At 36.5% G+C, this 26,553-nt stretch carries 30 protein-coding genes and 1 pseudogene; 18 read left to right on the top strand and 13 right to left on the bottom strand.

Annotated features, from left to right (window positions below; all coding sequences use genetic code 11):
* Positions 1–220 (top strand): annotated as a pseudogene (locus B9T35_RS13960) (IS5/IS1182 family transposase); the annotation flags it as partial.
* A gap of 82 nt (positions 221–302) precedes the next feature.
* Here the strand turns inward: B9T35_RS13960 and B9T35_RS13955 are convergent.
* Positions 303–1,175: an NAD(P)-dependent oxidoreductase gene (locus B9T35_RS13955; RefSeq protein ID WP_086191703.1), complete on the bottom strand. Its 873-nt coding sequence runs from the start codon at positions 1,173–1,175 to the stop codon at positions 303–305.
* A gap of 21 nt (positions 1,176–1,196) precedes the next feature.
* The gene (locus tag B9T35_RS13950) at positions 1,197–2,288 is read right to left on the bottom strand and encodes an alpha/beta fold hydrolase (protein WP_086191702.1); all 1,092 of its coding nucleotides are present in this window, start codon (positions 2,286–2,288) and stop codon (positions 1,197–1,199) included.
* A gap of 139 nt (positions 2,289–2,427) precedes the next feature.
* Between B9T35_RS13950 and B9T35_RS13945 the strand changes: the two genes are divergently transcribed.
* The 9 genes from B9T35_RS13945 (at position 2,428) to trpB (ending at position 10,456) form a co-directional block, all read left to right on the top strand.
* Positions 2,428–3,615, top strand: coding sequence for an O-succinylhomoserine sulfhydrylase (locus B9T35_RS13945; RefSeq protein ID WP_086191701.1), 1,188 nt, complete (start codon positions 2,428–2,430; stop codon positions 3,613–3,615).
* A gap of 82 nt (positions 3,616–3,697) precedes the next feature.
* Positions 3,698–4,027 carry a YbaB/EbfC family nucleoid-associated protein gene (locus tag B9T35_RS13940; protein ID WP_086191700.1) on the top strand — a complete coding sequence of 110 codons (330 nt, stop codon included), beginning with the start codon at positions 3,698–3,700 and terminating at the stop codon, positions 4,025–4,027.
* A 194-nt stretch (positions 4,028–4,221) separates the two neighbouring features.
* Complete coding sequence (gene recR, locus B9T35_RS13935; RefSeq protein ID WP_086191699.1) at positions 4,222–4,818, top strand: recombination mediator RecR; 597 nt, start codon at positions 4,222–4,224, stop codon at positions 4,816–4,818.
* A 315-nt stretch (positions 4,819–5,133) separates the two neighbouring features.
* Positions 5,134–6,276, top strand: coding sequence for a ribonuclease D (locus tag B9T35_RS13930; protein WP_086191698.1), 1,143 nt, complete (start codon positions 5,134–5,136; stop codon positions 6,274–6,276).
* Between the two features lie 140 nt (positions 6,277–6,416).
* Positions 6,417–6,722: a YcgL domain-containing protein gene (locus B9T35_RS13925; RefSeq protein WP_086191697.1), complete on the top strand. Its 306-nt coding sequence runs from the start codon at positions 6,417–6,419 to the stop codon at positions 6,720–6,722.
* A complete protein-coding gene (locus tag B9T35_RS13920; protein WP_228147154.1) occupies positions 6,688–7,131 on the top strand; it encodes a hypothetical protein in 444 nt (147 codons plus the stop codon). Before B9T35_RS13925 ends, B9T35_RS13920 begins: the two co-directional genes overlap by 35 nt.
* Before the next feature lie 20 nt (positions 7,132–7,151).
* Positions 7,152–8,003, top strand: coding sequence for an AAA family ATPase (locus B9T35_RS13915; RefSeq protein WP_086191695.1), 852 nt, complete (start codon positions 7,152–7,154; stop codon positions 8,001–8,003).
* Positions 8,004–8,019: 16 nt separating this feature from the next.
* The gene (locus B9T35_RS13910; RefSeq protein WP_086191694.1) at positions 8,020–9,207 is read left to right on the top strand and encodes a vWA domain-containing protein; all 1,188 of its coding nucleotides are present in this window, start codon (positions 8,020–8,022) and stop codon (positions 9,205–9,207) included.
* A 40-nt stretch (positions 9,208–9,247) separates the two neighbouring features.
* Positions 9,248–10,456 (top strand): tryptophan synthase subunit beta, encoded by a 1,209-nt coding sequence (trpB, locus tag B9T35_RS13905; RefSeq protein WP_086191693.1) that lies wholly within the window; start codon positions 9,248–9,250, stop codon positions 10,454–10,456.
* A 119-nt stretch (positions 10,457–10,575) separates the two neighbouring features.
* Here the strand turns inward: trpB and B9T35_RS13900 are convergent, their stop codons facing one another.
* The 3 genes from B9T35_RS13900 to B9T35_RS13890 form a co-directional block, all read right to left on the bottom strand.
* Positions 10,576–11,007, bottom strand: a complete 432-nt coding sequence (locus B9T35_RS13900) for a CBS domain-containing protein (protein ID WP_086191692.1) — start codon at positions 11,005–11,007, stop codon at positions 10,576–10,578.
* A gap of 296 nt (positions 11,008–11,303) precedes the next feature.
* Positions 11,304–11,684, bottom strand: coding sequence for a DUF2750 domain-containing protein (locus B9T35_RS13895; RefSeq protein WP_086191691.1), 381 nt, complete (start codon positions 11,682–11,684; stop codon positions 11,304–11,306).
* Positions 11,685–11,862: 178 nt separating this feature from the next.
* On the bottom strand, positions 11,863–12,096 hold the full coding sequence (locus tag B9T35_RS13890; RefSeq protein ID WP_086191690.1) for a hypothetical protein: 234 nt from the start codon (positions 12,094–12,096) through the stop codon (positions 11,863–11,865).
* A 221-nt stretch (positions 12,097–12,317) separates the two neighbouring features.
* Here B9T35_RS13890 and B9T35_RS13885 point away from each other — a divergent pair, with 221 nt between their 5' ends.
* Together B9T35_RS13885 and B9T35_RS13880 are read left to right on the top strand one after the other, a co-directional pair.
* Positions 12,318–12,677, top strand: coding sequence for a hypothetical protein (locus tag B9T35_RS13885; protein WP_086191689.1), 360 nt, complete (start codon positions 12,318–12,320; stop codon positions 12,675–12,677).
* Positions 12,678–12,793: 116 nt separating this feature from the next.
* Positions 12,794–13,111 (top strand): hypothetical protein, encoded by a 318-nt coding sequence (locus tag B9T35_RS13880; RefSeq protein WP_086191688.1) that lies wholly within the window; start codon positions 12,794–12,796, stop codon positions 13,109–13,111.
* Here the strand turns inward: B9T35_RS13880 and B9T35_RS13875 are convergent.
* A complete protein-coding gene (locus B9T35_RS13875) occupies positions 13,074–14,660 on the bottom strand; it encodes a M16 family metallopeptidase (RefSeq protein WP_086191715.1) in 1,587 nt (528 codons plus the stop codon). The two genes, B9T35_RS13880 and B9T35_RS13875, sit on opposite strands and share 38 nt — an antisense overlap.
* Before the next feature lie 18 nt (positions 14,661–14,678).
* Entirely contained in the window at positions 14,679–15,992 is a 1,314-nt protein-coding gene (locus B9T35_RS13870) for a M16 family metallopeptidase (protein WP_416202445.1), read from the bottom strand.
* A 264-nt stretch (positions 15,993–16,256) separates the two neighbouring features.
* Between B9T35_RS13870 and ftsY the strand changes: the two genes are divergently transcribed.
* From ftsY to B9T35_RS13855, 3 genes are all read left to right on the top strand, one after another.
* On the top strand, positions 16,257–17,363 hold the full coding sequence (ftsY, locus tag B9T35_RS13865) for a signal recognition particle-docking protein FtsY (protein ID WP_086191686.1): 1,107 nt from the start codon (positions 16,257–16,259) through the stop codon (positions 17,361–17,363).
* A gap of 197 nt (positions 17,364–17,560) precedes the next feature.
* Positions 17,561–18,244 (top strand): nitroreductase family protein, encoded by a 684-nt coding sequence (locus tag B9T35_RS13860; protein WP_086191685.1) that lies wholly within the window; start codon positions 17,561–17,563, stop codon positions 18,242–18,244.
* Between the two features lie 253 nt (positions 18,245–18,497).
* Positions 18,498–19,091 carry a nitroreductase family protein gene (locus B9T35_RS13855; RefSeq protein ID WP_086191684.1) on the top strand — a complete coding sequence of 198 codons (594 nt, stop codon included), beginning with the start codon at positions 18,498–18,500 and terminating at the stop codon, positions 19,089–19,091.
* A gap of 66 nt (positions 19,092–19,157) precedes the next feature.
* On the opposite strand, the gene B9T35_RS13850 is transcribed toward B9T35_RS13855, so the two are convergent.
* Positions 19,158–20,354, bottom strand: a complete 1,197-nt coding sequence (locus B9T35_RS13850; RefSeq protein ID WP_139842036.1) for a hypothetical protein — start codon at positions 20,352–20,354, stop codon at positions 19,158–19,160.
* Between the two features lie 387 nt (positions 20,355–20,741).
* On the opposite strand from B9T35_RS13850, the gene B9T35_RS13845 reads away from it, so the two are divergent.
* Together B9T35_RS13845 and B9T35_RS13840 are read left to right on the top strand one after the other, a co-directional pair.
* Entirely contained in the window at positions 20,742–21,410 is a 669-nt protein-coding gene (locus tag B9T35_RS13845; RefSeq protein ID WP_086191713.1) for a DUF2057 domain-containing protein, read from the top strand.
* A 92-nt stretch (positions 21,411–21,502) separates the two neighbouring features.
* Entirely contained in the window at positions 21,503–22,021 is a 519-nt protein-coding gene (locus B9T35_RS13840) for a GNAT family N-acetyltransferase (protein ID WP_171264286.1), read from the top strand.
* A gap of 169 nt (positions 22,022–22,190) precedes the next feature.
* Here B9T35_RS13840 and B9T35_RS13835 read toward each other — a convergent pair whose 3' ends face one another.
* Genes B9T35_RS13835 through cydP form a run of 5 tightly spaced genes read right to left on the bottom strand, consistent with a single transcriptional unit; the run spans position 22,191 to position 25,538 of the window.
* Positions 22,191–22,487: a cyd operon YbgE family protein gene (locus B9T35_RS13835; RefSeq protein ID WP_086191682.1), complete on the bottom strand. Its 297-nt coding sequence runs from the start codon at positions 22,485–22,487 to the stop codon at positions 22,191–22,193.
* A 3-nt stretch (positions 22,488–22,490) separates the two neighbouring features.
* Positions 22,491–22,592 carry a cytochrome bd-I oxidase subunit CydX gene (gene cydX, locus B9T35_RS13830; RefSeq protein ID WP_004653762.1) on the bottom strand — a complete coding sequence of 34 codons (102 nt, stop codon included), beginning with the start codon at positions 22,590–22,592 and terminating at the stop codon, positions 22,491–22,493.
* Positions 22,593–22,615: 23 nt separating this feature from the next.
* Entirely contained in the window at positions 22,616–23,761 is a 1,146-nt protein-coding gene (gene cydB, locus B9T35_RS13825) for a cytochrome d ubiquinol oxidase subunit II (protein ID WP_086191681.1), read from the bottom strand.
* A complete protein-coding gene (locus B9T35_RS13820) occupies positions 23,758–25,347 on the bottom strand; it encodes a cytochrome ubiquinol oxidase subunit I (protein WP_086191680.1) in 1,590 nt (529 codons plus the stop codon). The genes cydB and B9T35_RS13820 overlap by 4 nt, the downstream gene beginning before the upstream one ends.
* Positions 25,347–25,538, bottom strand: coding sequence for a cytochrome oxidase putative small subunit CydP (gene cydP, locus B9T35_RS13815; RefSeq protein ID WP_086191679.1), 192 nt, complete (start codon positions 25,536–25,538; stop codon positions 25,347–25,349). Before cydP ends, B9T35_RS13820 begins: the two co-directional genes overlap by 1 nt.
* Positions 25,539–26,325: 787 nt before the next feature.
* On the opposite strand from cydP, the gene B9T35_RS13810 reads away from it, so the two are divergent.
* Positions 26,326–26,538, top strand: a complete 213-nt coding sequence (locus B9T35_RS13810) for a hypothetical protein (RefSeq protein WP_086191678.1) — start codon at positions 26,326–26,328, stop codon at positions 26,536–26,538.
* The last annotated feature ends 15 nt before the right edge of the window (positions 26,539–26,553 follow it).

Genomic DNA, 26,553 nt, shown 5'->3' with positions numbered 1-26,553 from the left:
ATTGAAAACAGTCAAACGGTTAGGAAGATCCCTTTGGAAAAAGTGGTCTGGTTATCACCGTCGAAGTTTGGTGGAAACCAAGATGCATTGCATCAAATTATTAGGCGATAAATTAACATCAAGGAGTTTCCTTAGTCAGGTGAACGAGATTCATGCACGCGTAGCAGTCTTGAATAGATTCACAGAATTAGGTCGCCCTCATACCCAAGTTGACACTTAAATTTGGCTCAATTAGGGTAGCTCTGCCTTTCAAACCTTTGTGCAACAAAGCCCCTTAAAACTAAAATATTGATATATGAAAACTATTCGAGTGTGATTTTACTCCATGATTCATACATTTTTACAGCAGCAGAAAAGTCACTATTCGGCTCTGCAATCGCATTTGCAGCTTGAATTAAATTCTGAGTAAGGCTTAAAATGGGTGCGGAAAGTCTAGCATCTCTGACTAAATCAATCGCGATGCCTGTATCTTTTGCTAATAATGGCAGAGCAAAGGTTACAGGGAAGCTACGGTTTAAAATACGTTGGGGTAATGCACTCTCAGTCACACCACTTTTACCACTAGATGCGTTGATACATGCGAGCGCTTCATTTAAATTTACACCATGTGCTTTTAATGTCGTAAAACCTTCCGCTGCCGCGCACAAATGCACCGCCATCATCATATTATTGACTGCTTTTACAGCAAAACCTGCACCGGAGTCACCCACCAATTTAATAAGTGTTCCCATTGCTTGCATGGCAACCAAAGCCTGTTGAAACGCTTCTGTATCACCACCCACCATAAAGGTAAGTGTTGCATTTTCTGCGCCAACAGTTTGCCCGCTTACTGGCGCATCTAAAAACTGCACACCATATTGATGAAGTCGAGTTGATTGAAGTCGAGCAGATTCAGGTACACCACTAGTACAATCGACCCAGATTGCGCCACTTTTTATATGAACTTGATCTAGAATTTCATCAACCTGATCGCTGGTTGGTAAACAAGAAAAAATGATATCAGCTTGTACAACTTGTTCCAGTGACACAGCGATTGTTCCAAATTCAGTTGCATGTTGTTGTGCTTTTTCAAAATTTCGATTCCAGACATAGACGGTGTCGAAATGTTTGGGTAAATGAGCCGCCATACGATAGCCCATTGCGCCTAAGCCGATAAATGCAACTGATTGAATCATTTTACCATCCCTAATTAAAAACTATAATTTGTTTGAGCGCTGAGCCAACCAATCTGCAAGTATTGGCCAAAACTCATCGGCACTTTTCTGATTCGACATTAAACCTAAATGTCCACCAGGAATGAGAGTAAACGTGACATCTTTACTATTTGTCAATTCGCTTAAAGGCTTAACTGCATCTGCGGTGACCATTTGATCACTGCGTCCCGCACCAATAAACAGTGAACAATCGACATTTTTTAACTCAATTTTTTTATCTCTGAGTTGAATCGATCCTTTTTTTAATGGGTTTTGTAGCCAAACATTAAATAGCATGTCTTGATTCACAGCACCAGGGTAGTCAATCATATGATTTAGAAAATTACCCAATGTTGCATGCTCATGTAAAAGTTGTTCATCATCTAAATTTAATAAAAGCTGTTTGTGACCTTCATACCAACCTTTAGGATCTAAAATTTTAAAGCCAATTGCATTGAGTAAGCCAGGTGTGTGAAGCATTCTCTTTGGAATGCCACCATAATAAAAAGTGCGTTTTAATGTTTCATTTTGCGATAAATAAGTGTTGATCCGTTTATAAAGCTTACCAATACCACCAGATGCATAACTATCAATAGGACTTGCAAGAATAATTAGATTTTTAACATAGCTCGGTTTGCGTAAAGCCACATAAAGTAAAACGAAAATTCCAGCCATGCTCCAACCATGCAGTGAAATTTGATCACTTTGAGAATGTTCTCTAATTTTATTCACACAATTAGGTAGAGCTTCATCAACAAAGTTCAAAAAATTTAGATAACGATCATTGTAGTTCAGTTTACCCCAGTCGATTAAATAGACATCAAAGCCTTGTTCACTGAAATATTTAACCAAAGAGCGGTATGGATAAAGATCATAAATAGCCATGTTAATGGCAAGTGGAGCAACAAACACGAGAGGTTCTTTATATTTTTTTTCTGGCGAAGCATAGTAACGTACGCGCGTTTGATTGAACTGCGCAATAATTTCATAAGGCGTACTTTGTGAAAGAACCAGTGATTTTCCGTTAAAGATACGGGTCGAAAGATTTTTTAATTTGCTTGAACGGTCTGACACTTTCTTTTTGAGTTGTTCCATTAGCGATATTAGTCTCAATTTCATGTAAGTTTGTTCGAAGTCTAAGCGATAATTTCGTATTTTACCTTGACCTTAAATACATTAGGCGCTCAAAATGTTGGCAATTATTTACAAACACAATTCATGACTGGATTTTAAAATGAGTCAACAAGACAATACTGAATACCAACTGGATACTTTAGCCATTCGCACAGGTCATACGCGTAGTTTTGAAGGTGAGCATGGCGAGCCAATTTTTCTGACATCTTCATTTGTTTACGAAAATGCTGCTGAAGCTGCGGCTAAATTTTCAGGTGCTGAGCCTGGTAATATTTATTCTCGTTTTACCAACCCGACGGTTGCTATGTTTGAAAAGCGTTTGGCTGCTCTTGAAGGTGCAGAACGTGCTGTGGCGACAAGTACTGGGATGGCAGCGATTATGGCTGTGGCAATGTCATATCTCAAATTAGGCGATCATGTCATTTGTTCACGTGCTGTTTTTGGTTCAACGGTTGCTTTGTTTGAAAAATATATTACGAAATTTGGTGTAGCTGTTGATTTTGTTGATTTAACAGATTTAGGTGCATGGAAAAATGCAATACGCCCAGAAACTAAATTACTCTTTGTGGAATCACCGTCTAATCCATTGTCTGAAATTGCAGATATTCAAGCTTTAGCCGATATTGCCCATGAAAATGGTGCTTTATTAGCGATTGATAATAGCTTTTGTACACCAGTGCTTCAGCAACCATTAAAGTTTGGTGCAGATTTGGTGGTGTATTCAGCGACTAAATATTTAGATGGTCAAGGGCGTGCTTTAGGTGGTGCCGTTGTCGGTAATCACACGCTACTTGAAGATGTGTTTGGTTATGTACGTACCACAGGGCCTTCAATGAGCCCATTCAATGCATGGGTGTTCTTGAAAGGCTTAGAAACGCTTCGATTACGTATGCAAGCACATTCTGAAAGTGCACAAAAAGTTGCAGAATGGTTGGCAGGTCACGATAAAATTGAAAAAGTATATTTTGCAGGCTTAAAAGATCATATTGGTCATGAATTAGCGGCGAAACAACAAAAAGGTTTTGGTGGTATTGTATCGTTTGAAGTAAAAGGTGAACGTGAAGGTGCATGGAAAGTCATCGATAATACTCAATTTATCTCAATTACTGGTAATTTAGGTGATGCAAAATCAACAATTACTCACCCAGCAACCACAACACACGGTAAACTTTCACCAGAAGCGAAAGCTGCCGCAGGTATTCGTGAAGGTTTAATCCGCTTATCTGTTGGTTTGGAAGATACAGATGATATTATTCGCGACATCGCTCGTGGATTGGATTTAATCTAATATTTGATTCAACTTTATTTCATTATCTTTATAATGGAATAAAGTTATAGATTTTTAAATTGATTTTTGTTCGGAGAAATTTATGAACATCAATATGTTAATGCAGCAAGCTCAGCGTATGCAAAAAGACATGGAAACGAATGTCAAAAAAGCCAAAGAAGAACTTGCACAAACTGAAGTTCATGCTGAAGCGGGTGGTGGTCTTGTAAAAGTCACTATGACTTGCCGTAATGTGGTTAAACGTATCGAAATCAGCCCTGAATTACTTCAAGATGATGCAGATATGATTGAAGATTTGATTGCAGCAGCAATGAATGATGCAGCGCGTCAAGCAGAAGTGATTACTGAAGAAAAAATGAAAGGTGCGAACACAGGCATGGGCTTACCACCAGGCTTAGCGGGAATGTTCTAATCGACTTTCAGTAATAGATGAGAATAAGTGACTGCATTCAGTGGCTTATTCTTAATTTTTGAATTTTATAGATATCTTGCATCAGTATTAATAACTTCTTTGTTTTCCTTTAAAATGAAAATGAAGAGTGGTTATGTCATCAGTCTAGTACGTATATATTTTTAATTGGTTTTATTGCTTTAAGGAAAGCTTCAATGTTTAGTGATCGTTTTGATCAACTTGTTCAAGCTTTGCGTATTTTGCCAAGTGTGGGTCCTAAATCAGCTCAGCGTATGGCATTACATTTGATTATGAAAAATAGAGAGGGTGCTGTCGGTTTGGCACATGCGCTGAATGAAGCGACTTCTTATATTCATACCTGTCAGTTGTGCAATTCGCTCACGGAAAATGAAATTTGTGATATTTGCATTTCAACGGAGCGAGATGAGCAATTGCTCTGTGTGGTTGAATCTCCTGCAGATGTCATGGCAATTGAGCAAAGTGGGAGTTTTCGAGGGAAGTATCATGTATTGGGTGGGCATTTATCTCCTTTAGATGGCATTGGTCCCGAAGAGATCGGTATTCCTTATCTTTTACAACGTTTAAATGATGGAAATGTAGAAGAAGTCATATTGGCAACGAATGCAACAGTGGAAGGACAAGCGACAGCACATTATCTTGTTGAAGCCACCAAACATTTGCCGATACATATGACACGTATTGCACAAGGTGTTCCACAAGGTGGTGAACTTGAATATGTGGATAGTCATACACTTAGTCAGGCAGTTCATAATCGTATGCGTATGAAATAAGTACAGCTATGTGCTTATTTTTTATCAAAAATAAATAAAAAAATTACAAATATTTAATGAATAAAACAGTTTTTTTTAAGAATTCTATGGCAATATCATAAAAATCATTCATCCTTAGAATCTATTGTTTTGCTTCTGGAGAGTTAAAGCTTATATTGAATAAAATAAATGATTTTTAAAATAGCTAAAACCTATTAATACAGTAGAAAATAAAAGCATTTATAAGGGGATAGCGTCAAATTGTTATATTTAATTTTTATATATTAATGTAATATATAGTTTCATTTAAATGTAAAACTTTGACCCAATAAAGACATGTTCCAATTTATTAATCAGCAAACTGACCTCGAAAATGTACTCACTTTGATGCGTCAAAGTTCTGTGTATGGTCTTGATACCGAATTTATTAAGGTAGATACCTTTTGGCCGAAATTAGGCGTTTTTCAGATTAATGTCGATAATAAAATCTTTCTGTTAGATGGTACGACACTAGAACTTTCGTCTTTTTGGCAACAAATTTTTCAAGCTAAGCAAAATATTTTCCATGCGTGTAGTGAAGATATTGATTTAATTTATCATTATGCTGAACAAAAAAGCTTAGAGAATGTGTTTGACACACAAGTTGCGATGTCATTTTTAGGGCATGGTTTACAAGTGAGCTATCAAAATGCACTGAAGCAAATGCTTGATATTGATATTGATAAAGATCAAACACGTTCAGATTGGTTGGCTCGACCATTAACGCCTGAACAAATGAATTATGCGGCCAATGATGTGTTGTATATCATGCAATTGGCGCAAAGATTACAAGCAGATTTACATGATAAAGGTCTTTACCAGTGTGTATTGGAAGATTGTCATAATTTAACCTTTGAAATTGCCACAGAAACACCAAAAGAGAAGCTATATAACGATATTGGTAATTATCGCCATTCAGCAAAACAACTGATGCAATTACAACAGTTGAGTGTTTGGCGTGAAGAAATGGTTAAGGCATTGAATCAACCTAGAAGTTTCATTCTAAAAAATTCAACCATTCATGACCTCGTTGAAAAAAATCCTAAAAATAATTTTCAATTATCACAAATGAAAGATATTCGTGCGAGCGTAGTGCGTGAGCATGGTAAAACCATTTTAGATTTACTGACATTTCTGCCAGAAGCTGATGAATGGCCTTTACGTATGGCTAAACCAATTCGTCATTCTTCAAAAGGTGTGACACAAGCAGTGGATGATTTGATTAATCTTGCTGTGACAGAATGCAATGTGCCAAAAGAAGTATTAATGCGTAAAAAATGGTTGAATGCTTTATATCACCATGTAGTATTTAATGGTAATGAACAAGATTTACCGGGTTATTTATTGGGATGGCGTTATGAATTATTGACTCAACCACTGATTCAACTTTTAAGCAAAGATATTGATTATTTATCTACACAAATGAAAGTGTACGAGTGAAAACTGAGCTCAGTACTAAAAACATACAAAACCAAATCAACTTGCTTAAAAACACGACCGATGCGTTAATAATCGCTAATGTATCTGTCGTTTTTTTCATGTATGCTATCTCTTGATTTTGTAAACGCTGTTTGAAAAAAATGCATTGTGATATTTATAAATCGAGTAAAAAAGATGAAATGTATCTTTACGTTGCTCGTCCAGATTATTCGAATGAAGTAGAATCAACTGATCCACTGGGAGTTTTATCTGAAGCTTTACGTAATGCTTTCGGTAGAGCGACTTTTGTGATGCATCTTGAATTAAATGAATCTAAAAAGTTGGCACGTGTAAATGTGTTACATGTGCTAGATTCATTACAAACTAAGGGTTTTTTTATCCAAGTACCGCCTGAAGGTTTAATTAATCCAAATGCGGTTGAACCAGAGGGATTACGTGGTGCGTGAAGATCAATCAGGAATATGGACCAATTTTTTAGCAATTTTAGATTCTGTTCCAGAAGATAGTATTGCAATTACCGTCTATGTTCTTGGAACATTGATTATTCTGTGGTGTTGGTATGCGATTGCAAAACGCTTACCATCTCCACTTGGTGGTATTACATGGATTTTTGTATTTGCTGTTATAGCAACCCCAACTATTTCTGAAGGACCAAACTCTGAACTTGCACCTGCAGTATTCGGTTTGCTTTTTGGTATCTTAACAAAAGATACACCTCTTATTTGGTCAAATCTTGCTTTAATCTCATTTGTGATCGGGCTCGGTTTAATCATTGGTTACTTCTGGTCGAAATACAAAATCAATAAAAATACTGTCAAAAACAGCACTGTTGTTAATAATATTTCACCACTTTAAATAAAAAATAAAGGTTAGTTATGTCTGTTGATACTCAACAATTTACAGGTACTCAAGAGTACATCGCCACTGATGGTTTAAAACTTGCAGTAAAAGCTGCGCGTGCATTGCAAAAACCTCTCTTGGTTAAAGGTGAACCTGGAACAGGTAAAACGCTTTTAGCTGAACAAGTTGCGCAAAGTTTAGGTCTAAAACTGATGACTTGGCACATCAAATCTACGACTAAAGCGCAACAAGGGCTTTATGAGTATGATGCGGTTTCACGTTTACGTGACAGCCAGTTGGGTGATGACCGTGTGTATGATATTAAAAACTATATCAAACCGGGTAAATTGTGGGATGCATTTACCAGTGAAGAACGTTGTGTTTTATTAATTGATGAAATTGATAAAGCTGATATTGAGTTCCCAAATGATTTATTGCATGAACTCGATAAAATGTCGTTTTTTGTGTACGAAACAGGTGAAACCATCACTGCGACACAACGCCCAATTGTCATCATTACATCAAACAATGAAAAAGAACTTCCAGATGCATTTTTGCGTCGTTGTTTCTTCCATTATATTGAATTCCCAGACGAAGCAACCATGCGTGAAATTATTGCAGTGCATTTTCCGCAGATTTCGAGCACTTTGGTTAGTGAAGCATTGCAAGTTTTCTTTAAGTTACGCCAAGTTCCGGGTTTGAAAAAACCACCTTCAACATCTGAATTGATTGATTGGTTAAGCTTGTTAATGGCAGATGATATACCAGAAGATGTGATTCGTAATCATGATAAATCTAAAGCCATTCCTCCTTTATATGGTGCATTGATTAAGAATGAGCAAGATGTTCAATTGCTTGAACGCTTAGCCTTTATGTCACGTCGTTAAGGGGAGGGGTCGCGCTATGTTCGTGCGATTATTTTATACCTTACGCAAATATGGTGTACCAGTTAGCACACGAGAGCTGATTGATCTGAATCATGCGATTAGTCAAGGTTTGATCTTTGCAGATCAAGATGATTTTTATCAACTTGTGAAAACAATCATGGTCAAAGATGAGCGATTCTTTGATAAATTTGATCGTGCAATGAAAGACTATTTTGATGGTATTCATACGTTTAATATTGATGATTTACTCAGTAAAGTTCAAAACATACCGAAAGATTGGCTTGATTTAGAATTATTGGAAAAGCATTTAACACCTGAACAACGTGCCGAACTGATGAAAGCGGGTTCGCTTGAAGAGTTGATGAAAATGTTGGAAGAGCGTTTACGCGAACAACATAAAAAACATCAAGGTGGTAATCGTATGATTGGCACAGGAGGAACTTCTCCTTTTGGAGCGTTCGGTGATCATCCAGAAGGTGTGCGTATTGGTGGACCAAGTCGTAAAAATTCAGCAGTGAAAGTTTGGGAACAGCGCAAATATCAAAATCTGGACGATGAACAAATTTTAGGCACAAGACAAATGCAAATGGCGTTGCGTCGTTTACGTAAATTTGCGCGTCAAGGTGCTGCCGAAGAACTTGATATTAATAGCACGATTTATGAAACAGCAAAGCAAGGCATTTTAGATGTTCAAATGGTGCCTGAGCGTCGTAATCGTATTAAAATATTGATGTTGTTTGATGTGGGCGGGTCGATGGATTCTCATATCGCACAATGTGAAAAATTGTTTAGTGCGGCAAAAAGTGAATTTAAAACCTTAGAGTATTTCTATTTTCATAACTGCTTATATGACTATGTTTGGAAAGATAATTTTCGTCGCTCATCTACTCGAATGAATACGTGGGATTTATTCAATACCTATGGTAAAGATTATCGAGTCATCGTGGTAGGTGATGCGAGTATGGCACCCTATGAATTGAAATCTGTTGGTGGTTCGGTTGAATATATGAATGATGAAGCGGGTGATGTGTGGTTGCATCGTTTGCGTAAGCATTTTGAAAAAACGGCTTGGCTTAATCCAGAAGTTCAAAATTATTGGCACTACACCCAAACAGTCGGTTTAATTAAACAACTTTTTGAAGACCATATGTATCCAATGACTTTAAAAGGCATTGAAGATATGACCAAATACTTATCAAGATAAATACGATAAAGCGTTAATTTCAGCATTAGGGGATCGGTCAATGAAACATCAAATTAATGGCATTGCATTACCAAATGAAGACGGTTTCTTTGGTGAGTACGGTGGTCAGTTTATTCCTCCGCATCTTAAAGAAGCGATGGATGAAATTAACGTTGCCTATGAAGAAATTCGCCATACAGCAGAATTTCAAAATGAATTGGCTGATTTGTTTGCAAATTATGTAGGTCGCCCCAGTCCATTATTTCATGCAAAGCGTTTATCTGAGCAATTGGGTGGCGCGCAAATTTATTTGAAACGTGAAGATCTCAATCATACTGGTGCACATAAAATTAACCATTGTTTGGGTGAGGCACTATTAGCCAAATTTATGGGTAAAAGTAAAGTAATTGCTGAAACGGGTGCAGGTCAACATGGTGTGGCTTTAGCAACAGCCTGTGCCTTAGTGGGTATTCCATGTGAAATTCATATGGGGCAGGTTGATATTGAAAAAGAACACCCTAATGTCGTTAAAATGAAGATATTGGGTGCAAAACTGGTTTCTGTGACTCAAGGTACAGCAACCCTAAAAGATGCAGTGGATAGCGCATTTGAAGAGTATTTGAAAGATCCTAAAAACTTTATTTATGCGATTGGTTCGGTTGTCGGTCCACATCCTTTCCCAAAAGTGGTACGTGATTTCCAATCGATTATTGGTGATGAGATTAAAGTTCAGACGCATGATCGTTTTGGTCAAAATCCTGACTATATTGTTGCATGTGTCGGTGGTGGTTCAAATGCAATGGGGGCATTTACGGCTTTCTTAAATGAATCGGATGTTCGTTTAGTAGGTGTTGAACCTGCTGGATTGGGCTTAGATACAAATATGCATTCTGCTACTTTGACTTTAGGTAAACCAAGTCAAATTCATGGCATGGCATGCTATGTACTTGAAGATGAGAAAGGTGAGCCTTTACCCGTTCACTCGATTGCTTCAGGTTTGGATTATCCCGGTGTTGGACCACAGCATAGTTTCTTAAAAGATTTAGGTCGTGTGCAATATTCAACAGCAACAGATCAGGAATGTTTAGATGCATTTATGACTTTGTCACGCGTTGAAGGAATTGTACCTGCTCTAGAAAGTTCACACGCAGTTGCTTGGGTAATTCGTGAAGCGCCTAAAATGGCGAAAGAGATTAAAATTGTAGTGAATCTTTCTGGTCGTGGCGATAAAGATGCAGATTATGTTGCTGAGAAATTAGGTTTAAATTAATCACTTGAATCGTAATCTGCGAAATAAAATTTTGACTAATTAAGCAAAAATTTTATTGATTAAGACAAATTGACTTGCATAAAAAACTGCTCATTTGAGCAGTTTTTTATTTCAAAAAATTAACCTGAAATATACTGTTGTAATTGCTCAATTAACTTTTTCTGATCTTCCATGGTAGCTTTAACCAAATCTCCGATAGAGATAAAACCAATCAATGTATCACCATCTAGGACAGGTAAATGTCGCAAGTGTCGATCTGTCATTAAGCCTAAACATTCCTCTACAGTATGATTACGTGTCACAGAAATTACTTTTTCAGTCATAATCTCACCAACAGTGGTGTGATCAGAAGTACGTTGCATTAAGGCAATTTTACGCGTGTAATCACGTTCAGAAAGGATACCGACCATCTTAGAGTTTTCGGTCACGACAACAGCACCAATTCCTTTATTTGCCATCAAGGTAATAGCTTTCAGAACGGTTGCCGAAGGCGAAATCGTATAAATTTCTTGACCTAATTTATTTTGAATAACTTTTGCAACGGTGGTCATGATTATTCTTCCTTACTTTAATGTGCACGTGTGCTTATACATCTTTAAATTAACTGTATTTTGAAAGAATGCAAATACTTTGTAGTCATAAATTTTGTATGGAATTTACATAGAGGATATCTTGTATCTATATTTGAAACTTTTTTATTCCTCAATTTTTAATTAAAAATTAGAAAGTTTTATATAAAGTGTTTATTTTAATTATATGTTAGAAATCTATTTTTTAATATTTTCACTTTATAAAATCAAAAAAGTCATCACTTAAAATTTTACTTAAGCAGATGACTTTATCTAGATTAGATTGCTTGTAGTAATCTTGTATCTTTACTAAAAAAGAAATGGCGCATTTGTACTGTAGAAAGTTTAAAAACACGTGTAGACGAGTTAAATAATGCAGGTGTAACTTTAAAACGGGTTAAAGTCGGAAGTAAAGACTCTTCAAAATCCTGAGGGGTAATCTTCCGTGGGGTATAGTTTGGCCAATGAATTTTGGCATATTGATAGGCTTGCGTTGAATTAAACCAGAACGGAAAAATGTAATCATTTTGATCAGATTTAATCGCCCAACCCTCATGGTAAAGTCCCCAAAGCACACCACAATACATCATTGTTTTTAAAATAGAAATTTTAAAAATAAGCTCTTTTGATACAGGGTGAAGATGAATATATTTTTTCATGATAACAATACAAAACTTATTCACTAATCTCGTATCTATCATAAACGCTTTGGTTTTAAATACAGTTGAAGCTTTGTGTTAAATCGTAAGAAATTATTATATTTTAAATATTTACTAAACATATAATATTAAAAACTTTACATAGGGTATAAAAAAACGCCACCGAGGCGACGTTTGTTTATGCTTGCATTGTGGCCATTTTTTGCCAATATTGTGCTTTGAGTGAATCACGTTCTACACGGAATCCTTGAAAATAAAGTTCCGCTAAGAACATTGCTGCTTTACCATGCCCAGCACGTGCTGCTTCTTCTAACTCTTTAACCGCATCTACAAAGTTCATTTCACATTGAATCGTATTTACAGCGTTTGCATACACATGCTCTAAGTCTTGATGAGAGAACTGTTGAATCATATAAAACTCCTTATTGTAATTATGATTGCTTACATCTTGCGACCAATTCTGGTCTTCTTACTAATCTATCTGACTATTGTTAAACTAATATTACATATTACTTAACTTGTCAACTATTATGTGGTGGTTGTGTTCGATAATTCAAGGTTACATGATTAAACATTAAACAGAAATAATTTTTATTAAAATCAATATGAGAAATACTACAAAGGAGAACAATTATGAAAAATACCATAGATGGTTTTGATTTTGATGTACCTCCAGCTGAGTCCCAAATTATCGCTTTGGCTCAGTTTCATCGTAAGCAATTAGACGAGGCGATTTTCCATCAGGAAATCCATCTCGGCGATTATTGTCTTGCACAACGAAAACGAATATATGATTTTACCAAAAATTTGATTCCAACGCAAAAAAGTGAATTTTACCATGTGTATGATGGTGAGTTAAAACGCATTGCTGATGATGATGATTTACATCCTCTTCATGCAGAAGGTGGCTTAAGTGTATTTGCGGTTTGTCTTGCTTTAGTCATTATTGCGTCTATTCTATATTTTGCCGTTATTCGTACATTGGTGAATTAAATAATAATTTTTAAAAAGTAATGCCCAATAAGTCATGTTTAAACAGGCTTATTGGGATATCAAGACTATATTTTTCTGAAGCGCAATATTACACTACCTGCAATTCGAGGTAGGTCATGCTCATTTCTAAAGATCATCTGTTAAAACTCATAGCGCAATTAAAGTTCGAACATGCTCTTAATATTATTGTATCCATCATCATAGCGGTGATTATATTTTTTGCGGTATTTATTGTATTCATTCCAATTGAATCAAACAAATATCACCAAGTTGAAGTACTTTCAGAGCAAGCAACGTATCCTGCAACACAAAAGATGGCACGAAAATTACTCATTCAAGAGCAGATTAAATTTGCAGAATACTTTCGGTTAATGCGTGCTCATCAATTTGAATCATCTAAGGTGAAACAATATCCTGCAATGGAGCAGGAGTAGTCGCCTCTGGCTCGACGCTTGATTTGGATTCATTTAATGGGTGACGAGTGATTTTAATGGTTGTCTGAGATTGTGGGATGGGCTCTAAATTACTTTTTAACATATTCAATAAAGCAGCTTGATCTAAAGTATTTGCGACAACAACAAGTGTTAAGCGATCTGCACGAAGATGTTTTTGTATCGCTTGTTGTATTTGTAATGGTGTTAAAGCATTGAGCTGTTTTTGATATTGATTTAAATAGTCAGAAGGTAGTCCATAAAAGCCAACTGCCGCAATCTGAGCATTAATACTGGCATTACTGCTGAATGTCATAGGGAATGCACGGAGCATTCCTTCTCTTGTTTCTTCAAGCTGTTTTTTAGCAATCGGTTGACTGACAAAATGGATCAAAGCCTGATGTGCGACTTGAATACTGTCCATGAGTTGTTCTTGTTGAGTGGAGTAACTCAAACTAAATAATCCACGGGCTTGGGTTGTGGCTAAGCTGCTATAAGCACCATAAGTATAGCCACGTTTTACGCGAAGTTCTCTCATTAAAATTGAGTTGAAACCACTTCCACCAAACATTTGATTGGCAATTTCTAGTGCGACACGATCAGGGTCATTTCGAGTAATCCCAAGCTGTCCCATTGTGATATGTGCTTGTGTTGAATTAAACGGAATGAAATGCAGATTAAAATCAGTTTGATCAATAGGCTCGGGAAGCACTGTCGCTGTTTCACCTTGATTTAATGAATGACTGATTTGATTGGAAAGTTGCGTGGCTTGATCTAAATTTAGATTGCCAGTCACGGCAATATTCATATTTTGTGCAACCAATAATTTATTTTTAAATTGCACTAAAAGCTCAGGGGTAATTTTTTTTACACTGGCTTGCGTTCCAACACTGGGTTCTGCATAAGGATGTTGCCCATAAATCGCTCGATAAAAACGGATATTCATTAATCGACTGGGATTTTCTTGGACTTGTTTTTGCCCAACTTTGGTATTGCTTAATGCCAGATTTAAACCAGAGTTGTTAAATGTGGCGTTGTTTAATATATCGAGCATTAAATTCACAGCAGGTTCTAATTTATCAGGGTCAGAAAGAACCCTTAAGCGAACTGTAAACATATCGCGATAAGCATTTGCACTAAATTGTGCACCTAAGCTTTCAAAAGAACTGGCAATTTGTTTTGCTGTTAATTGGTCTGTACCTTCAGTTAATAATTTGGCTGCCATATTTGATAAGCCAAAAAGCCCTTTACCGATAGTTTCATCTTGCCCAGAGCCTGCATTAAAAGTGAGCTGAATATCAACAATCGGTAGATTTTGGGTACTTACAAATAAAGTGCGAACCTGATCTGAATTCTTTAACTCTTGCACAAATGGAGTTTGATCGTTTTTTTGCGTAGATAAGTTTTTCAGGCTTTGTAAAACAAGAATTGATTTTAAAGGCGTGTTGATTTCAATCAGATCAGCTTCACGATTATCCAATTGAACATCAGCAAAAACAGGTGAAATCATACCGAGAGAAAAACAAAGAATAAATATTGGGTGTTTAAACATCATTGGATTTTCTCTTTTTTATTCTTGTGGTTCAGGTGAGAGGTACATGGTGCTTAAATTGTCACGAATAAAAAAAACATTGGCAATGCGCTGTAAATCTTGAGGCGTGACTTTGTCATAATGTTTAGGTAATTCATCCATCAAACGATAACTCAAACCATTCACTTCAAGATTACCCATCATTCGAGCTTGTCCTGCAATATCATCCTGACTATAAATTAAATTGGAGACAAAGTTAGATTTTACACGCTCAAGCTCAGGTGAGTCGACCAATTCAGTTTTGAAAAGATTCATTTCTTTTTCAATAGCTTCTTGTGCTTGAATTAAACTGACACCATCAGAAGGGATGGCAGAAATAATGAATAAACTGTCACCTCGACTATAGGGGTCATAACTTACATTAATCGCCGTTAAGACTTTCTTATCTCGAACTAAACGATCTTGCAGTCTTGATGATATACCACCATCGAGTAGTGATTGAATAATGGTGAGAGCATAGGCATCTTGTGGATTCTTAGCTGTGGAGATTGAACGTACATTCCACGCCATATACAAGCTAGGGACTTGTACAGCCAAAGAAAGCGCCATATGTCGATAACCAATACGTTCAAACTCAAGCACATCATTTCGATCAGGTGTGGCTTTTTGAGGAATAGAACCAAAATATTTTTGCACTTGTTTCAATGCTTGTTCTGAATTGACATCACCAACAATGATGAGCGTTGCATTATTGGGTGTGTACCATTGTTGATACCATTTTTTTAAATCAGATAGCTGAATATTCTGTAAATTTTTCATAAAGCCAATCACGGGTTGGCGATAATGACTGGTGGGATAGGCAATCCATTTAAAACGCTCATACGCTAAATTACGTGGATTATCATCAGTTCTTTGTCGACGCTCTTCCATAACGACTTTAATTTCAGGATCAAAATCTGCTTGGCGTAAAACCAAATTGTTCATTCGATCTGCTTCAAGCTCTAAAGCTAAGGGGAAGTATTTTTTAGGATAAAGTTGGTAATAATTGGTGTAATTAGTAAAGGTCGAAGCATTGACACTACCGCCATACATACGGCTAAGTCGGGTAAATTCATTATTGGGCACTTTTTTTGTGCCTTTAAACATCATATGTTCTAAAACATGCGATATTCCTAAAACATTCCCTGATTCATCGGCACTTCCAACGGCATACCAAATTTGGGTCATGACAATGGGGGAGCGATGATCTTCTCGAATGATGACTTTTAGACCATTTGAAAGTGTGGTTTCAAAGGTGCTTCGTGCTAAATGACTTTGGGTTTCTGCATGAGCGTTTGAAAAAATTAAACACAATGACGCTAAACTTAGACGCAAAAGATGATTTTTGAGTTTTGAATCAAAATTGAAATTTAAATATTTGAAATGAATCAAAAGTCATCCTGATTGAAACAACATTATTTTTCACTATTTTAAAAAAAATGAATATTAAAGCAAGTGCTTAAAATTATTGACATGTTGTATTTTGGTTTACGCCTGAGAAGCATGTTTAGGGGCGTGAAAAGCCCTGAAACTATGCTACACTCACGCTTTTAACGCGGTGCTTTTCAAGGAATCGGCATGCAACAACAGCAAAATAAATTTTTGATTGATGCGGACATCGGGGATGATGATGTCACTTTACCAGGTTTGCCTGCCGTTGATGTGCCCATTGTTGAAACTCAAACAAAAACGATTGTAACTGAGGCTGTTGAAACAGCGGTACAGAAACAGGTCGAGCCTGAAGCTGAAGAAAGTAGTTCAGGTGGTTTTTTCAGTCGCATGAAAATGGGTTTAACCAAAACGCGTAAAAATCTTGCTGATGGTATGGTGAATATCCTCATTGGTGGGAAAGAGATTGACGATGAATTGCTTGAGGAAGTTGAAGAGCAGTTATTGGTTGCTGATATTGGTGTAGAGGCGACAAAAACGATCATTACGAATTTAACCGAACGTACAGCCCGTGGTGATTTGATTTACTCACATTCATTGTATAAGGCATTACAAGAAGAGTTGGTGGCATTGTTAGCACCACGTGTAAAACGTTTGCATATTGACCCGAATAAATCTCCATTTGTGATTTTAGTGGTGGGTGTAAATGGCGTTGGTAAAACAACAACTATTGGTAAATTAGCAAAACGCCTACAAGGTGAAGGTAAGACAGTCATGTTAGCGGCAGGTGATACTTTCCGTGCAGCAGCGACTGAACAACTTGAGATTTGGGGCGAGCGTAATAATATTGCTGTTGTGGCACAAGGTCATGGTGCTGATAGTGCATCTGTCATTTTTGATGCTTTTGAAAGTGCACGTGCTAAAGGGATTGATGTTCTTATTGCAGATACTGCAGGACGTTTACATACCAAAAGCAACTTAATGAGTGAGTTGACCAAAGTAAAACGTGTGATGCAAAAAATTGATGCCACTGCGCCACACGAGATTATGTTGGTTGTAGATGCAGGTACAGGTCAAAATGCGATTAATCAAGTTGAAGTGTTTGATGAAGCTGTTGGTTTGACAGGTTTAACCATCACTAAGTTAGATGGAACAGCCAAAGGCGGTGTTTTATTTAATATTGCCAGTCGTTCACATGTGCCTATTCGCTTTATTGGTGTAGGTGAAAAAATTGATGATTTACGACCCTTCTCTGCCAAAGCATTTGTTGCCGCTTTGTTTGAAACTGAAAAATAGTTGATTTATCAATTTTGATTGAAAGCGATATATTTCACATAAACTCCGCCAAGTGCGGAGTTTATTTTTGTTGTTGAATTTGTTCGATTTAAAAAGAAACATTAGAAAGTTCACTTTTCAGTATTTATAAAAATAAACATTTAAAATACTTACAAAATATATGCCATTTGGTTGTATGCAGTCATTGGGAGTTTTACATGGCATTTTTAACAAAAATTGGTCAAGTGCTTAAAACAGATATCAGTAAAGAGTCGCTTTTTGGGAGGAAAGAAGAAGAAGCAGTTCAGTACAGTCTTATTGATGATTTAAAGAAGAGGCGAAGTGTTTATGAACTGGGTCGCAAAGTATATTTTAGCCAAAATTATTTAACACAATTGATTAAAGAAGCTATTCGCTGTTGTCCTTCTGCTTTAAATTCGCAAAGTGTACGTGTGGTTATTTTAATGGAAGATACCCATTATCAATTTTGGCAAAATGTGAAAACGGTACAAAAACAATATGTGCCTGAGCATGTTTTTGAAGGTGCTGTTGTTAAAATTGATCGTTGTGCAGATGCTTTTGGTACGGTTCTATTTTTTGAAGATCAACAAGTGATTCAATCCTTGCAAAAACAGCGACCTTTACAGGCAGATGAGTTTCCTCTTTGGTCTGAACAGACATCAGGGATGGCGCAATTTGCTGTGTGGGCGGCATTATCAAGTGCTGGTTTAGGTGCTGCTTTACATCATTATAATCCTGCAATTAATCCAATGGTGACAGAGCAATTTAATTTACCCCAAAGTTGGGTGTTGAAAGCGCAACTTGCTTTTGGCTCTATTAATCAAGCTGCGAGTGAAAAAATAATTGAGGATGACACGGTACTGTTTCGAGTATTTGCCTAAATTAAGTAGAGTTGTTCTCAACCTTTTCTAACTTTGGCTTTAAGTGAAAAAAGAATGAATATTGGTTCAAGAGCACCATCTTTTTCTTGAGTCGGAAGGAAATAAGTGAGCGATTTGAATAGGCATAAATTCGATAGATTGTTCCAAAAATGGAACACATTGTTATTTTAATAATGCTGACGAATTGTTTATAAATTTATACACTGTCAACATCTTAAGAACGAGACCGAATAGGTCATACAAGGATTACAGCATGTCATTTTTAAATCAAATCAAACAACGCCGTTCAATTTATGCAATTGGTAAAAATGTTACTTTAGATCAAGCGAAGATTGAAGAAATTATCAAAGAAGCCGTAAAACAAAGTCCATCATCTTTTAACTCACAATCATCACGTGCTGTGATTTTATTTAATGATTCACATGTGAAGTTTTGGACAATCGTTTTAGATACTTTACGTAAAATTGTTCCTGCAGAAGCTTTTGAAGGTACAAGTGCAAAATTAAATAGCTTTATTGCGGGTACAGGCACTGTATTGTTTTATGAAGATATGGATGTCATTAAAGGCTTACAAGAACAATTTGCTTTGTATGCAGATAACTTCCCAGTTTGGGCTGAGCATTCAACTGCAATTGCACAATTTGCAACTTGGACTGCATTGGCTGAAGCGGGTATTGGTGGTTCATTACAACACTATAACCCAATTGTAGATGATCAAGTTGCAGCAGCATTTGATGTTCCTGCAAGTTGGAAATTACGTGCACAACTTGTATTTGGTTCAATTGAAGCACCTGCAGGCGAAAAAACATTTATGGATGATGCTGTACGTTTTAAAACTTTTAACTAAGTTAAATAAACAGAAAGTAGCATTGTAAAAAGAACGCCAAATGGCGTTCTTTTTTATTTGGCTAATTTATCTTGCACCAACAGGTTGGTAGATACCATCTCCTTTACCCAATTGAGCTTGGTAGGTCGGAATCCATGGCGAATATAGAATATTTTGCTTCCATTCGTTTAATGTTAGAAAACCATTACGAGCAATCGCGATACGATCTTTTACAGCTGCTAAATTGGTCGCACTGAGTGGTGCACGGATAATTAAATAAGGTGTAAAGATCAGCTTAAACTTATTCACGCCAATAAAAATATCACCACGTAAGCCAATATTTTCAAGACTAAGGCTGAGCATGAAATCATTAATTTTGGCAAAATCACGCATTAATGGCTTATCCCACATCGGTTGTAAAATCACTTCTTGCTCATGAATACCAAAGGCAATCGCTGCATCTGTTGCTTTTTGTTTAAATTGTGAAGAGTTAAGACCCGTCTGAAGCGATTGATCATCGGCTATTTTTTGTAATTGAAAGGCTTTGGCTAAATTAGGTCCATAACTGGCAAGTTGTTGAGCAAGTACAGTAGAATCATAATGTTGGTGCATAATACTCAAGCCACCAATATCCGCCATAACATCTGCTTGCCCATTCACAAGGGTACTGTTTGCCTGCATGATGGTGCTTTGCAATGTCGGTATAGACATGCCAGCAATCAGAATATTTTGACTATTGGTCACGTTTAAGGGATCTAAAGCATTAGACAAAGAAAAGGTCAGTGCATAATTGGAGCGGACATCATTTGCTACAAAAGCGCCTAAATTTGACCAGAAGAACTTTGGATTATTTCGACTCAATGCATCGTAATACATTAAAATAAAGCTATTTTTAGCAAGTAAGATTTTTTGTTGTGCTTGGCTTCCATAAGTTGCTACTGCCAGTTGTTGTACAGTTGAAAACTGTAGTCGGATTTTGGCGCGAATATTCTCATATTGTTGAGGAATAGACGTAATCGTCGGGTCATAGATGTTTTGTTGATTATTTGCTAAGGCATAAAGCTGTTGGTATAAATTCTTTTCAGCACTGGTTAAATTTCGTTGAGTCATATTGGTTTTGATGCCATATACGACTTGTGCGATTTGTACAGGGCTAATTTGCGTTGCTGTACTTGTTGATGCAGCATTGGTGATGGTAGGTAAGGTGTACGCAGTTAAGGTGCTTGTGCTCAAAAGCAACGCATGTAGAAAGGGTTTAAACTTGAGTCTTATTCTGTTTTTCATATATTTTCCATAATATATTAGATAATTGTTTTTTAATTCTATTTAAAGCTTTTGCATGAGTATTCATGTGCTCTTTGTTTCGCTGTTTAAAGGAAAAACTAAAGAGCTTATCTAAACCTGTTTTTTACAATATAAAATTTATGACATGACTTTATAAGGTTAAATCAATAGATTTGAAATGTTCATTAAGGTCAAAAAAAATTAATTTGATATATAAATTGTGAATTGTTCTAGGTATAAAATAAATTTCACTAAGAAAAGCTTTTATTTTTGAGTGGCTTGTTCTTTGGAAAGTGTGTTGTCATAAAATTGTCATCACTACATTGCATAGTGCATTAAATTTTACAGTTTTTTGACAACGCAATTTTTGAGATAAGAGTAATGCAGATGACATTCAAGTATGGTTTGATCATATTGGGTTTAATGATGAGTAGTTCTGTTTTTTCAGCAGTGACTATTTCAACACCAGAAGAAATTGTGATACTTGCAGTGAATGATCAAGAAGTAAATGCAGGTTTATTAAGAACGAAAAAAAATGATTTTAAAATTGATGCAGGCAATACCTCAATTAGTATGCGTTACCAGCAATATTTTGAGCATTTGAGTGGTGAGCATGACATCTTAAAATCAGGTGTTGTGACTATTCAAGCACCCAATTTACAAGATGGTCAAAGTTATAAATTAGCATTGGTTAATGCACCTACCAATTTTGATGATGCGAAGAAATACGCTGAACAACCGACGATTGCTTTGTATGATAAAAATAATCAATTGGTAGTTCAGCAAACAGGTGCAAATAATGAAGCTAAACCGTGGTTAACGGGTGGTTTGTTTGGGCGTACATTTGATTTAACACAAAAGAAAAATACCAATCAGCCTGCACCTGTATATGCAAGCTCTACAACAGTTGCTCAATCTAGCAATGTGGCATCTGCTGTCACAGTCGCACCTATTTCGAATTCTGCCAATTCAGCAGATCAGCAATTGATCCAACTTTGGCAAAAAGCATCTAAGGCTGAACGTCAGAAGTTTATGAGCTGGGTTGCTACGCAGTAAAATAGAAGCATTGAAACAGCAGTGAAAACAATTGCCGTTTTAAATTTATACATGTTAAAAGATCAATTCATTGGTCTTTTTTCTATTTCATGATGCAAAATTTAAAATATAGAACTGCGGAACATAAAGATATTCCACTTTTAATTGAATTGATGAATTCAGCTTATCGTTCTGATGTGGGGCGTAGTTGGACCAGTGAAACTGAAATTGTGGAAGGTGATCGAATTAATCAGCAACAACTTGAACAATATTGGGTACAAGACAATTTTCAACTCATTGTCGCTGAGTTGGATCATGAAATAGTGGCATGTATAGGGCTGACTTTTTTGAAGTCTAGTGTGGAGATTGGAACATTTAGTATTGCACCTCAATATCAAAATTTAGGTATTGGTAAACACGTCTTAAGCTATGCAGAGGAATTTATCAAAGAAAATGCACAAGTGCATGAGTATGTGATGTGGGTATTGAATGTGCGTTTAGAATTGATTGCGTACTATGAACGCCGTGGCTATGTGCCAACAGGTGTTAAGGATATTTATCCAGTAGATGCAGGGGTAGGACAGCCTCTAGTCGAGTTACATTTAATCGAAATGGCAAAGCCGATAACTTAATGAATCATAGCGATATTGAAATAGTATTAGTAGGCTTGCTATTTTCTTAAATAAAAAGGTTTATGGTAGATATCAAAGATTTTATTTTTTCAAATCATCATTCTAAAAAATTTTTGAAAAGCTAAAGTTAAAAAAGCCCTGAATATTCAGGGCTTTTAAAATTCAGGAATCAGGTTAAGAACCAAGTGTAATAGCCCCATAGCATGAGTGGCCATGCGACATAAGGGCTAAATAACCATTTCCATAACCAGAATCTTGGCAGAAATCCAACACCATGTATAAATCCACCTGAAATACCAATCATAATCATCATCATCGCACTATGGTTATAGTGCCCATTGGAATCTAGCATTAAACTAGGGTGAATCAATAATACTGCTGCTAAAGGCAATGCCATCAAAAACGAAATGGCCATTGCAATCTTGTTCGGCTTTCTTTCTTCTGTTGTCATTGCAATCTCTGTCATCGATTATTCCTCATCCAAATCTTGGTGATGTTCGATATACAGCGCACTGAGTACACCTGCAAAACATGCCATCAAAACACCAAGAATCCAAGCGAAATACCACATATTTATTCTCCTTGAACACAGCCTTAGTAGAGGCTGTGTGTATTTTCTTGAATATGTTTGTTTGTAATTACGCCCCACATCTTATAGTAACACCAAGTTGTGTAGCACACGATGAGAGGAACAAAGATACCGGCCACAACAGTCATGACGGTCAGTGTATTTTTGCTCGAAACAGCATCCCACATGGTTAAGCTTACAGTTGGATTAATGCTTGAAGGCATAAGGAATGGGAATAATGCAAAGCCAGCTGTTAAAATTGAACCTGTGACTGCTAATGTTGAACCAGCAAAACTTAAGCCAGCTTTATCTTTGCCAGCAGCTAAGATAATGATGATTCCACCTAAGATTGCAACAATAGGTGCAAGCATTGTAATTGGATAAGTTGAATAATTATTCATCCAACCTGGGTTTGCATTGGTGAGTACTTCTTTGGCTAATGGATTTGCCACACCATTGGTATCAAATGGTTGTACTAAGGTATAACCCTGAATATTACCAAAGTATAACCAAGCTCCAGCGCCTAAGAAGCTAATAAGGAAGATAATCCCCATCAGCTGTGTTGCTTTCGCAGAGCGTTGACGTAAGTCACCATCTGTACGAAGCATTAACCATGCGCCACCATGCGCACACAGCATAGATAAGCTGACGAGACCACAGACCAATGCAAATGGATTAAGTAGCGCAAAGAAGCTCCCTGTGTAGGTTGAACGTACAGTTTCATCGAGTGTAAATGGTACACCTAAGAACATATTGCCAAATGCCACACCAAAAACCAGTGCAGGAACAGCACCACCTATACACAAACCCCAATCCCAAGATGTGCGCCATTGCGTATTTTGCAGTTTAGATCTGTAGTCAAACCCGACAGGCCGTAAGAACAGTGCAAATAAAACCAGTAAAAGAGCCCAATACATCCCAGAGAAAGCAGTTGCATATACCATAGGCCAAGCAGCAAATAGAGCACCACCTGCGGTTACAAACCAAACTTGGTTGCCTTCCCAGTGTGGTGCAATTGTATTGATTGCAGCACGACGCTCATTATCAGTTTTACCCACAAATGGCATAAGTACCATTGAGCCCATGTCGAAGCCATCGGTCAGTGCAAAGCCAATCAGTAGTACACCAACCAAAACCCACCAGATGATTTTAAGGAGTTCATATTCGATCATGATTGTGCCTCCTGAGAAGCTTTTTGTTGAGCTGCTTCTAATTTTTCAAAATGGTACTTGCCTGTATGTAATGAACTTGGTCCTAAGCGAGAAAACTTGATCATTAAATACATTTCAATAATCAGAAGCACGGTATAGAACACAGCAAGTGCAATGATTGAGCCCCAAACATCACCTGTACTCAAGCTTGATGCTGATAGGTGTGTTGGTAATATTTCACCAATTGACCAAGGTTGACGACCACCTTCAGCCACATACCAACCTGTTTGTGCAGCAATCCACGGTAAAGGTAGGGCAAAAAGTGCGAATTTAAGTAACCAAGGTTTGTTTTCAGCATTGCGTTTAGCCACTGCAAATGTCGCCAAAATAAACAACAGCAACATGAGGAAGCCTGAAGCAACCATTGCACGGAATGAGAAGAACAATGCTGTTACGTTTGGAATAGTATCTTTAGTTGCAGCTTTGATATGTGCTTCAGAAGCATCTACCACATTCGGTGAATATTTTTTAAGAAGTAAGCCATAACCTAAATCTTTTTGATTTTCAGTAAATGAAGCCATAAGTTCAGGAGAGCGATCACCTGCACGAAGTTTCTCAAGTTCACTATAAGCGACCATACCATTGCGGATACGAACCTCATGTTGAACCATTAAATCTTTAATACCTGTGACTTCTTTATCGAGCGAGCGTGTTGCGATAATCCCCATCACGTATGGAATACGAATGGCATAATCAGTACGCATTTCTTGCTGATTTGGAATACCAAATAAAGTAAATGGCGCAGGTGCAGGGTGAGTTTCCCATTCTGCTTCAATAGCAGCCAGTTTGGTTTTTTGTACATCACCCAGTTCATAACCAGATTCATCACCCAGTAAAATCACTGAAAGTGTTGAAGCCAATCCGAAAATCGCAGCGATTGCAAAAGAGCGACGTGCAAAGGGTAAGTCACGCTTTTTAAGCATGTAGTAACTTGAAATTGCTAAGACGAAAATCGCACCAGTCACATAACCTGCAGAAACCGTATGTACGAATTTAACCTGAGCAACAGGGTTGAAAATGAGCGCACCGAAGTCAACCAATTCCATACGCATTGTTTCAAAATTAAATTCTGAACCAACGGGGTTTTGCATCCAACCATTGGCAACTAGAATCCACAAGGCAGATAAGTTTGAACCAATAGCAACCAACCAAGTAACACTTAAATGTTGAACTTTAGAGAGGCGATCCCAGCCAAAAAAGAATAAACCAATAAAAGTTGATTCAAGAAAGAATGCCATTAATCCTTCAATAGCAAGTGGTGCGCCAAAGATATCACCTACATAATGCGAGTAATATGCCCAGTTTGTACCAAACTGAAACTCCATGGTTAAACCAGTTGTTACACCTAGGGCGAAGTTAATACCAAATAATTTTCCCCAGAATTTGGTCATGTCTTTGTAGATTTCTTTACCTGAAATCACATACGTGGTTTCCATGATGGCAAGAATAAATGCGAGACCTAGAGTTAACGGTACAAATATAAAGTGATACATCGCGGTCATTGCAAATTGGAACCGCGAAAGATCGACCACGCTTTCAGAAATCATCAACGTGTCTCCTTGATTGGGGAAGGACTGCCAGCAATACGCTCAGCAACTTGATTGTCAAAGTTTTTAGGAATCGTCGGCGCATCAAACCAAATGTGTTTGATTGTTAATAAAATGACGATCTTAATTATTAAAATGATCGTGATTTCTCTAACAAGTCGACGGTTTACATCTCTCGATTTTATACTCATGAGACAAGCCTATTATTTAACTTTCACTGTATTATTAAACAAAACACAACAAAAAATAAATAGGCTTAACAATTAAAATAAAAATATATTATTTTTTTAATATAAAACAATTATTTAGTATTTTTGTATGTCAAAAAATAAACTAAAAAATACATATATTAAAGTCGATTAAATTAGTTTGGATTAAAAAAATAAAACCAACTAAAATACTATTGTTTATTTAATTTAAAACCAACTAAAATAGTGCGGTTTAAAAATTAATCTGATTAAAGTGGTCGGATTAAACAATAATAATGCGAAATGTGGTTGATTTTTATCAAGTCAAAATATGTAAAATGGTGAGATTATAAAATTATAAATGTGATGGATTTTGCATAATTTTATAACTTAAAAAGACGGATAAAAAGAATTGATATAAAAAACTTAACAATTTTTTATATGGTGATTGGGTTTGTTTGTGAGTGTGAATCGCTATTTAATTAGCTTTAAAAGCTATTAGATTTTTCGCATGAGGCCTTTTATTTATCCTTCGATGAAAAAATAAAGTGCTTGTTAAAATTTATAAATGATGTCTATTGAGGTTTATGTTTACAGTATCCTATGTTTGATCAAACCAATAATTGATTGTCCTTTTTTATTATGCTGAGGGTGCATATATTTCGTTTGTTTCAACTTTTGATTGAAAATTCCGCATGATTGTGGTTACATTCTAAGTATTGATGGATTTGTATATATTTTATTCTTTGTTTTTTAAATTATTTTTCTAATAAATATTGGTTATAAAAAGATGCTAAACGATATTCAAAATATTAGTGCAAATGGAATATTACAGAAATTCTATTTTTTTCACGGATCTCCATTAGAACAACCGATATTGGTTGAAGACAACTTCCTACGTCAAGATATCTATGAATCTCGCAATTTAACCATTACACAAACAGTGCGCGAAGTGAATGCAAGTGATGCAGAAGCGATGAATGCACGGAATAAACCAAACTAAGATTCAATACTTTTA

Source organism: Acinetobacter sp. ANC 3832, from assembly GCF_002135415.1.
Lineage (GTDB): Bacteria > Pseudomonadota > Gammaproteobacteria > Pseudomonadales > Moraxellaceae > Acinetobacter.
This window is presented reverse-complemented; position numbering and strand designations above follow the sequence as displayed.

What these genes read in the sequence shown, in the direction of transcription:
- B9T35_RS13955 (WP_086191703.1), bottom strand. Translation starts at nt 1,175, where the DNA reads ATGATTCAATCAGTTGCATTTATCGGCTTAGGCGCAATGGGCTATCGT.
- B9T35_RS13950 (WP_086191702.1), bottom strand. Translation starts at nt 2,288, where the DNA reads ATGGAACAACTCAAAAAGAAAGTGTCAGACCGTTCAAGCAAATTAAAA.
- B9T35_RS13945 (WP_086191701.1), top strand. Translation starts at nt 2,428, where the DNA reads ATGAGTCAACAAGACAATACTGAATACCAACTGGATACTTTAGCCATT.
- B9T35_RS13940 (WP_086191700.1), top strand. Translation starts at nt 3,698, where the DNA reads ATGAACATCAATATGTTAATGCAGCAAGCTCAGCGTATGCAAAAAGAC.
- recR (WP_086191699.1), top strand. Translation starts at nt 4,222, where the DNA reads ATGTTTAGTGATCGTTTTGATCAACTTGTTCAAGCTTTGCGTATTTTG.
- B9T35_RS13930 (WP_086191698.1), top strand. Translation starts at nt 5,134, where the DNA reads ATGTTCCAATTTATTAATCAGCAAACTGACCTCGAAAATGTACTCACT.
- B9T35_RS13925 (WP_086191697.1), top strand. Translation starts at nt 6,417, where the DNA reads ATGCATTGTGATATTTATAAATCGAGTAAAAAAGATGAAATGTATCTT.
- B9T35_RS13920 (WP_228147154.1), top strand. Translation starts at nt 6,688, where the DNA reads ATGCGGTTGAACCAGAGGGATTACGTGGTGCGTGAAGATCAATCAGGA.
- B9T35_RS13915 (WP_086191695.1), top strand. Translation starts at nt 7,152, where the DNA reads ATGTCTGTTGATACTCAACAATTTACAGGTACTCAAGAGTACATCGCC.
- B9T35_RS13910 (WP_086191694.1), top strand. Translation starts at nt 8,020, where the DNA reads ATGTTCGTGCGATTATTTTATACCTTACGCAAATATGGTGTACCAGTT.
- trpB (WP_086191693.1), top strand. Translation starts at nt 9,248, where the DNA reads ATGAAACATCAAATTAATGGCATTGCATTACCAAATGAAGACGGTTTC.
- B9T35_RS13900 (WP_086191692.1), bottom strand. Translation starts at nt 11,007, where the DNA reads ATGACCACCGTTGCAAAAGTTATTCAAAATAAATTAGGTCAAGAAATT.
- B9T35_RS13895 (WP_086191691.1), bottom strand. Translation starts at nt 11,684, where the DNA reads ATGAAAAAATATATTCATCTTCACCCTGTATCAAAAGAGCTTATTTTT.
- B9T35_RS13890 (WP_086191690.1), bottom strand. Translation starts at nt 12,096, where the DNA reads ATGATTCAACAGTTCTCTCATCAAGACTTAGAGCATGTGTATGCAAAC.
- B9T35_RS13885 (WP_086191689.1), top strand. Translation starts at nt 12,318, where the DNA reads ATGAAAAATACCATAGATGGTTTTGATTTTGATGTACCTCCAGCTGAG.
- B9T35_RS13880 (WP_086191688.1), top strand. Translation starts at nt 12,794, where the DNA reads ATGCTCATTTCTAAAGATCATCTGTTAAAACTCATAGCGCAATTAAAG.
- B9T35_RS13875 (WP_086191715.1), bottom strand. Translation starts at nt 14,660, where the DNA reads ATGTTTAAACACCCAATATTTATTCTTTGTTTTTCTCTCGGTATGATT.
- ftsY (WP_086191686.1), top strand. Translation starts at nt 16,257, where the DNA reads ATGCAACAACAGCAAAATAAATTTTTGATTGATGCGGACATCGGGGAT.
- B9T35_RS13860 (WP_086191685.1), top strand. Translation starts at nt 17,561, where the DNA reads ATGGCATTTTTAACAAAAATTGGTCAAGTGCTTAAAACAGATATCAGT.
- B9T35_RS13855 (WP_086191684.1), top strand. Translation starts at nt 18,498, where the DNA reads ATGTCATTTTTAAATCAAATCAAACAACGCCGTTCAATTTATGCAATT.
- B9T35_RS13850 (WP_139842036.1), bottom strand. Translation starts at nt 20,354, where the DNA reads ATGAAAAACAGAATAAGACTCAAGTTTAAACCCTTTCTACATGCGTTG.
- B9T35_RS13845 (WP_086191713.1), top strand. Translation starts at nt 20,742, where the DNA reads ATGACATTCAAGTATGGTTTGATCATATTGGGTTTAATGATGAGTAGT.
- B9T35_RS13840 (WP_171264286.1), top strand. Translation starts at nt 21,503, where the DNA reads ATGCAAAATTTAAAATATAGAACTGCGGAACATAAAGATATTCCACTT.
- B9T35_RS13835 (WP_086191682.1), bottom strand. Translation starts at nt 22,487, where the DNA reads ATGACAGAGATTGCAATGACAACAGAAGAAAGAAAGCCGAACAAGATT.
- cydX (WP_004653762.1), bottom strand. Translation starts at nt 22,592, where the DNA reads ATGTGGTATTTCGCTTGGATTCTTGGTGTTTTGATGGCATGTTTTGCA.
- cydB (WP_086191681.1), bottom strand. Translation starts at nt 23,761, where the DNA reads ATGATCGAATATGAACTCCTTAAAATCATCTGGTGGGTTTTGGTTGGT.
- B9T35_RS13820 (WP_086191680.1), bottom strand. Translation starts at nt 25,347, where the DNA reads ATGATTTCTGAAAGCGTGGTCGATCTTTCGCGGTTCCAATTTGCAATG.
- cydP (WP_086191679.1), bottom strand. Translation starts at nt 25,538, where the DNA reads ATGAGTATAAAATCGAGAGATGTAAACCGTCGACTTGTTAGAGAAATC.
- B9T35_RS13810 (WP_086191678.1), top strand. Translation starts at nt 26,326, where the DNA reads ATGCTAAACGATATTCAAAATATTAGTGCAAATGGAATATTACAGAAA.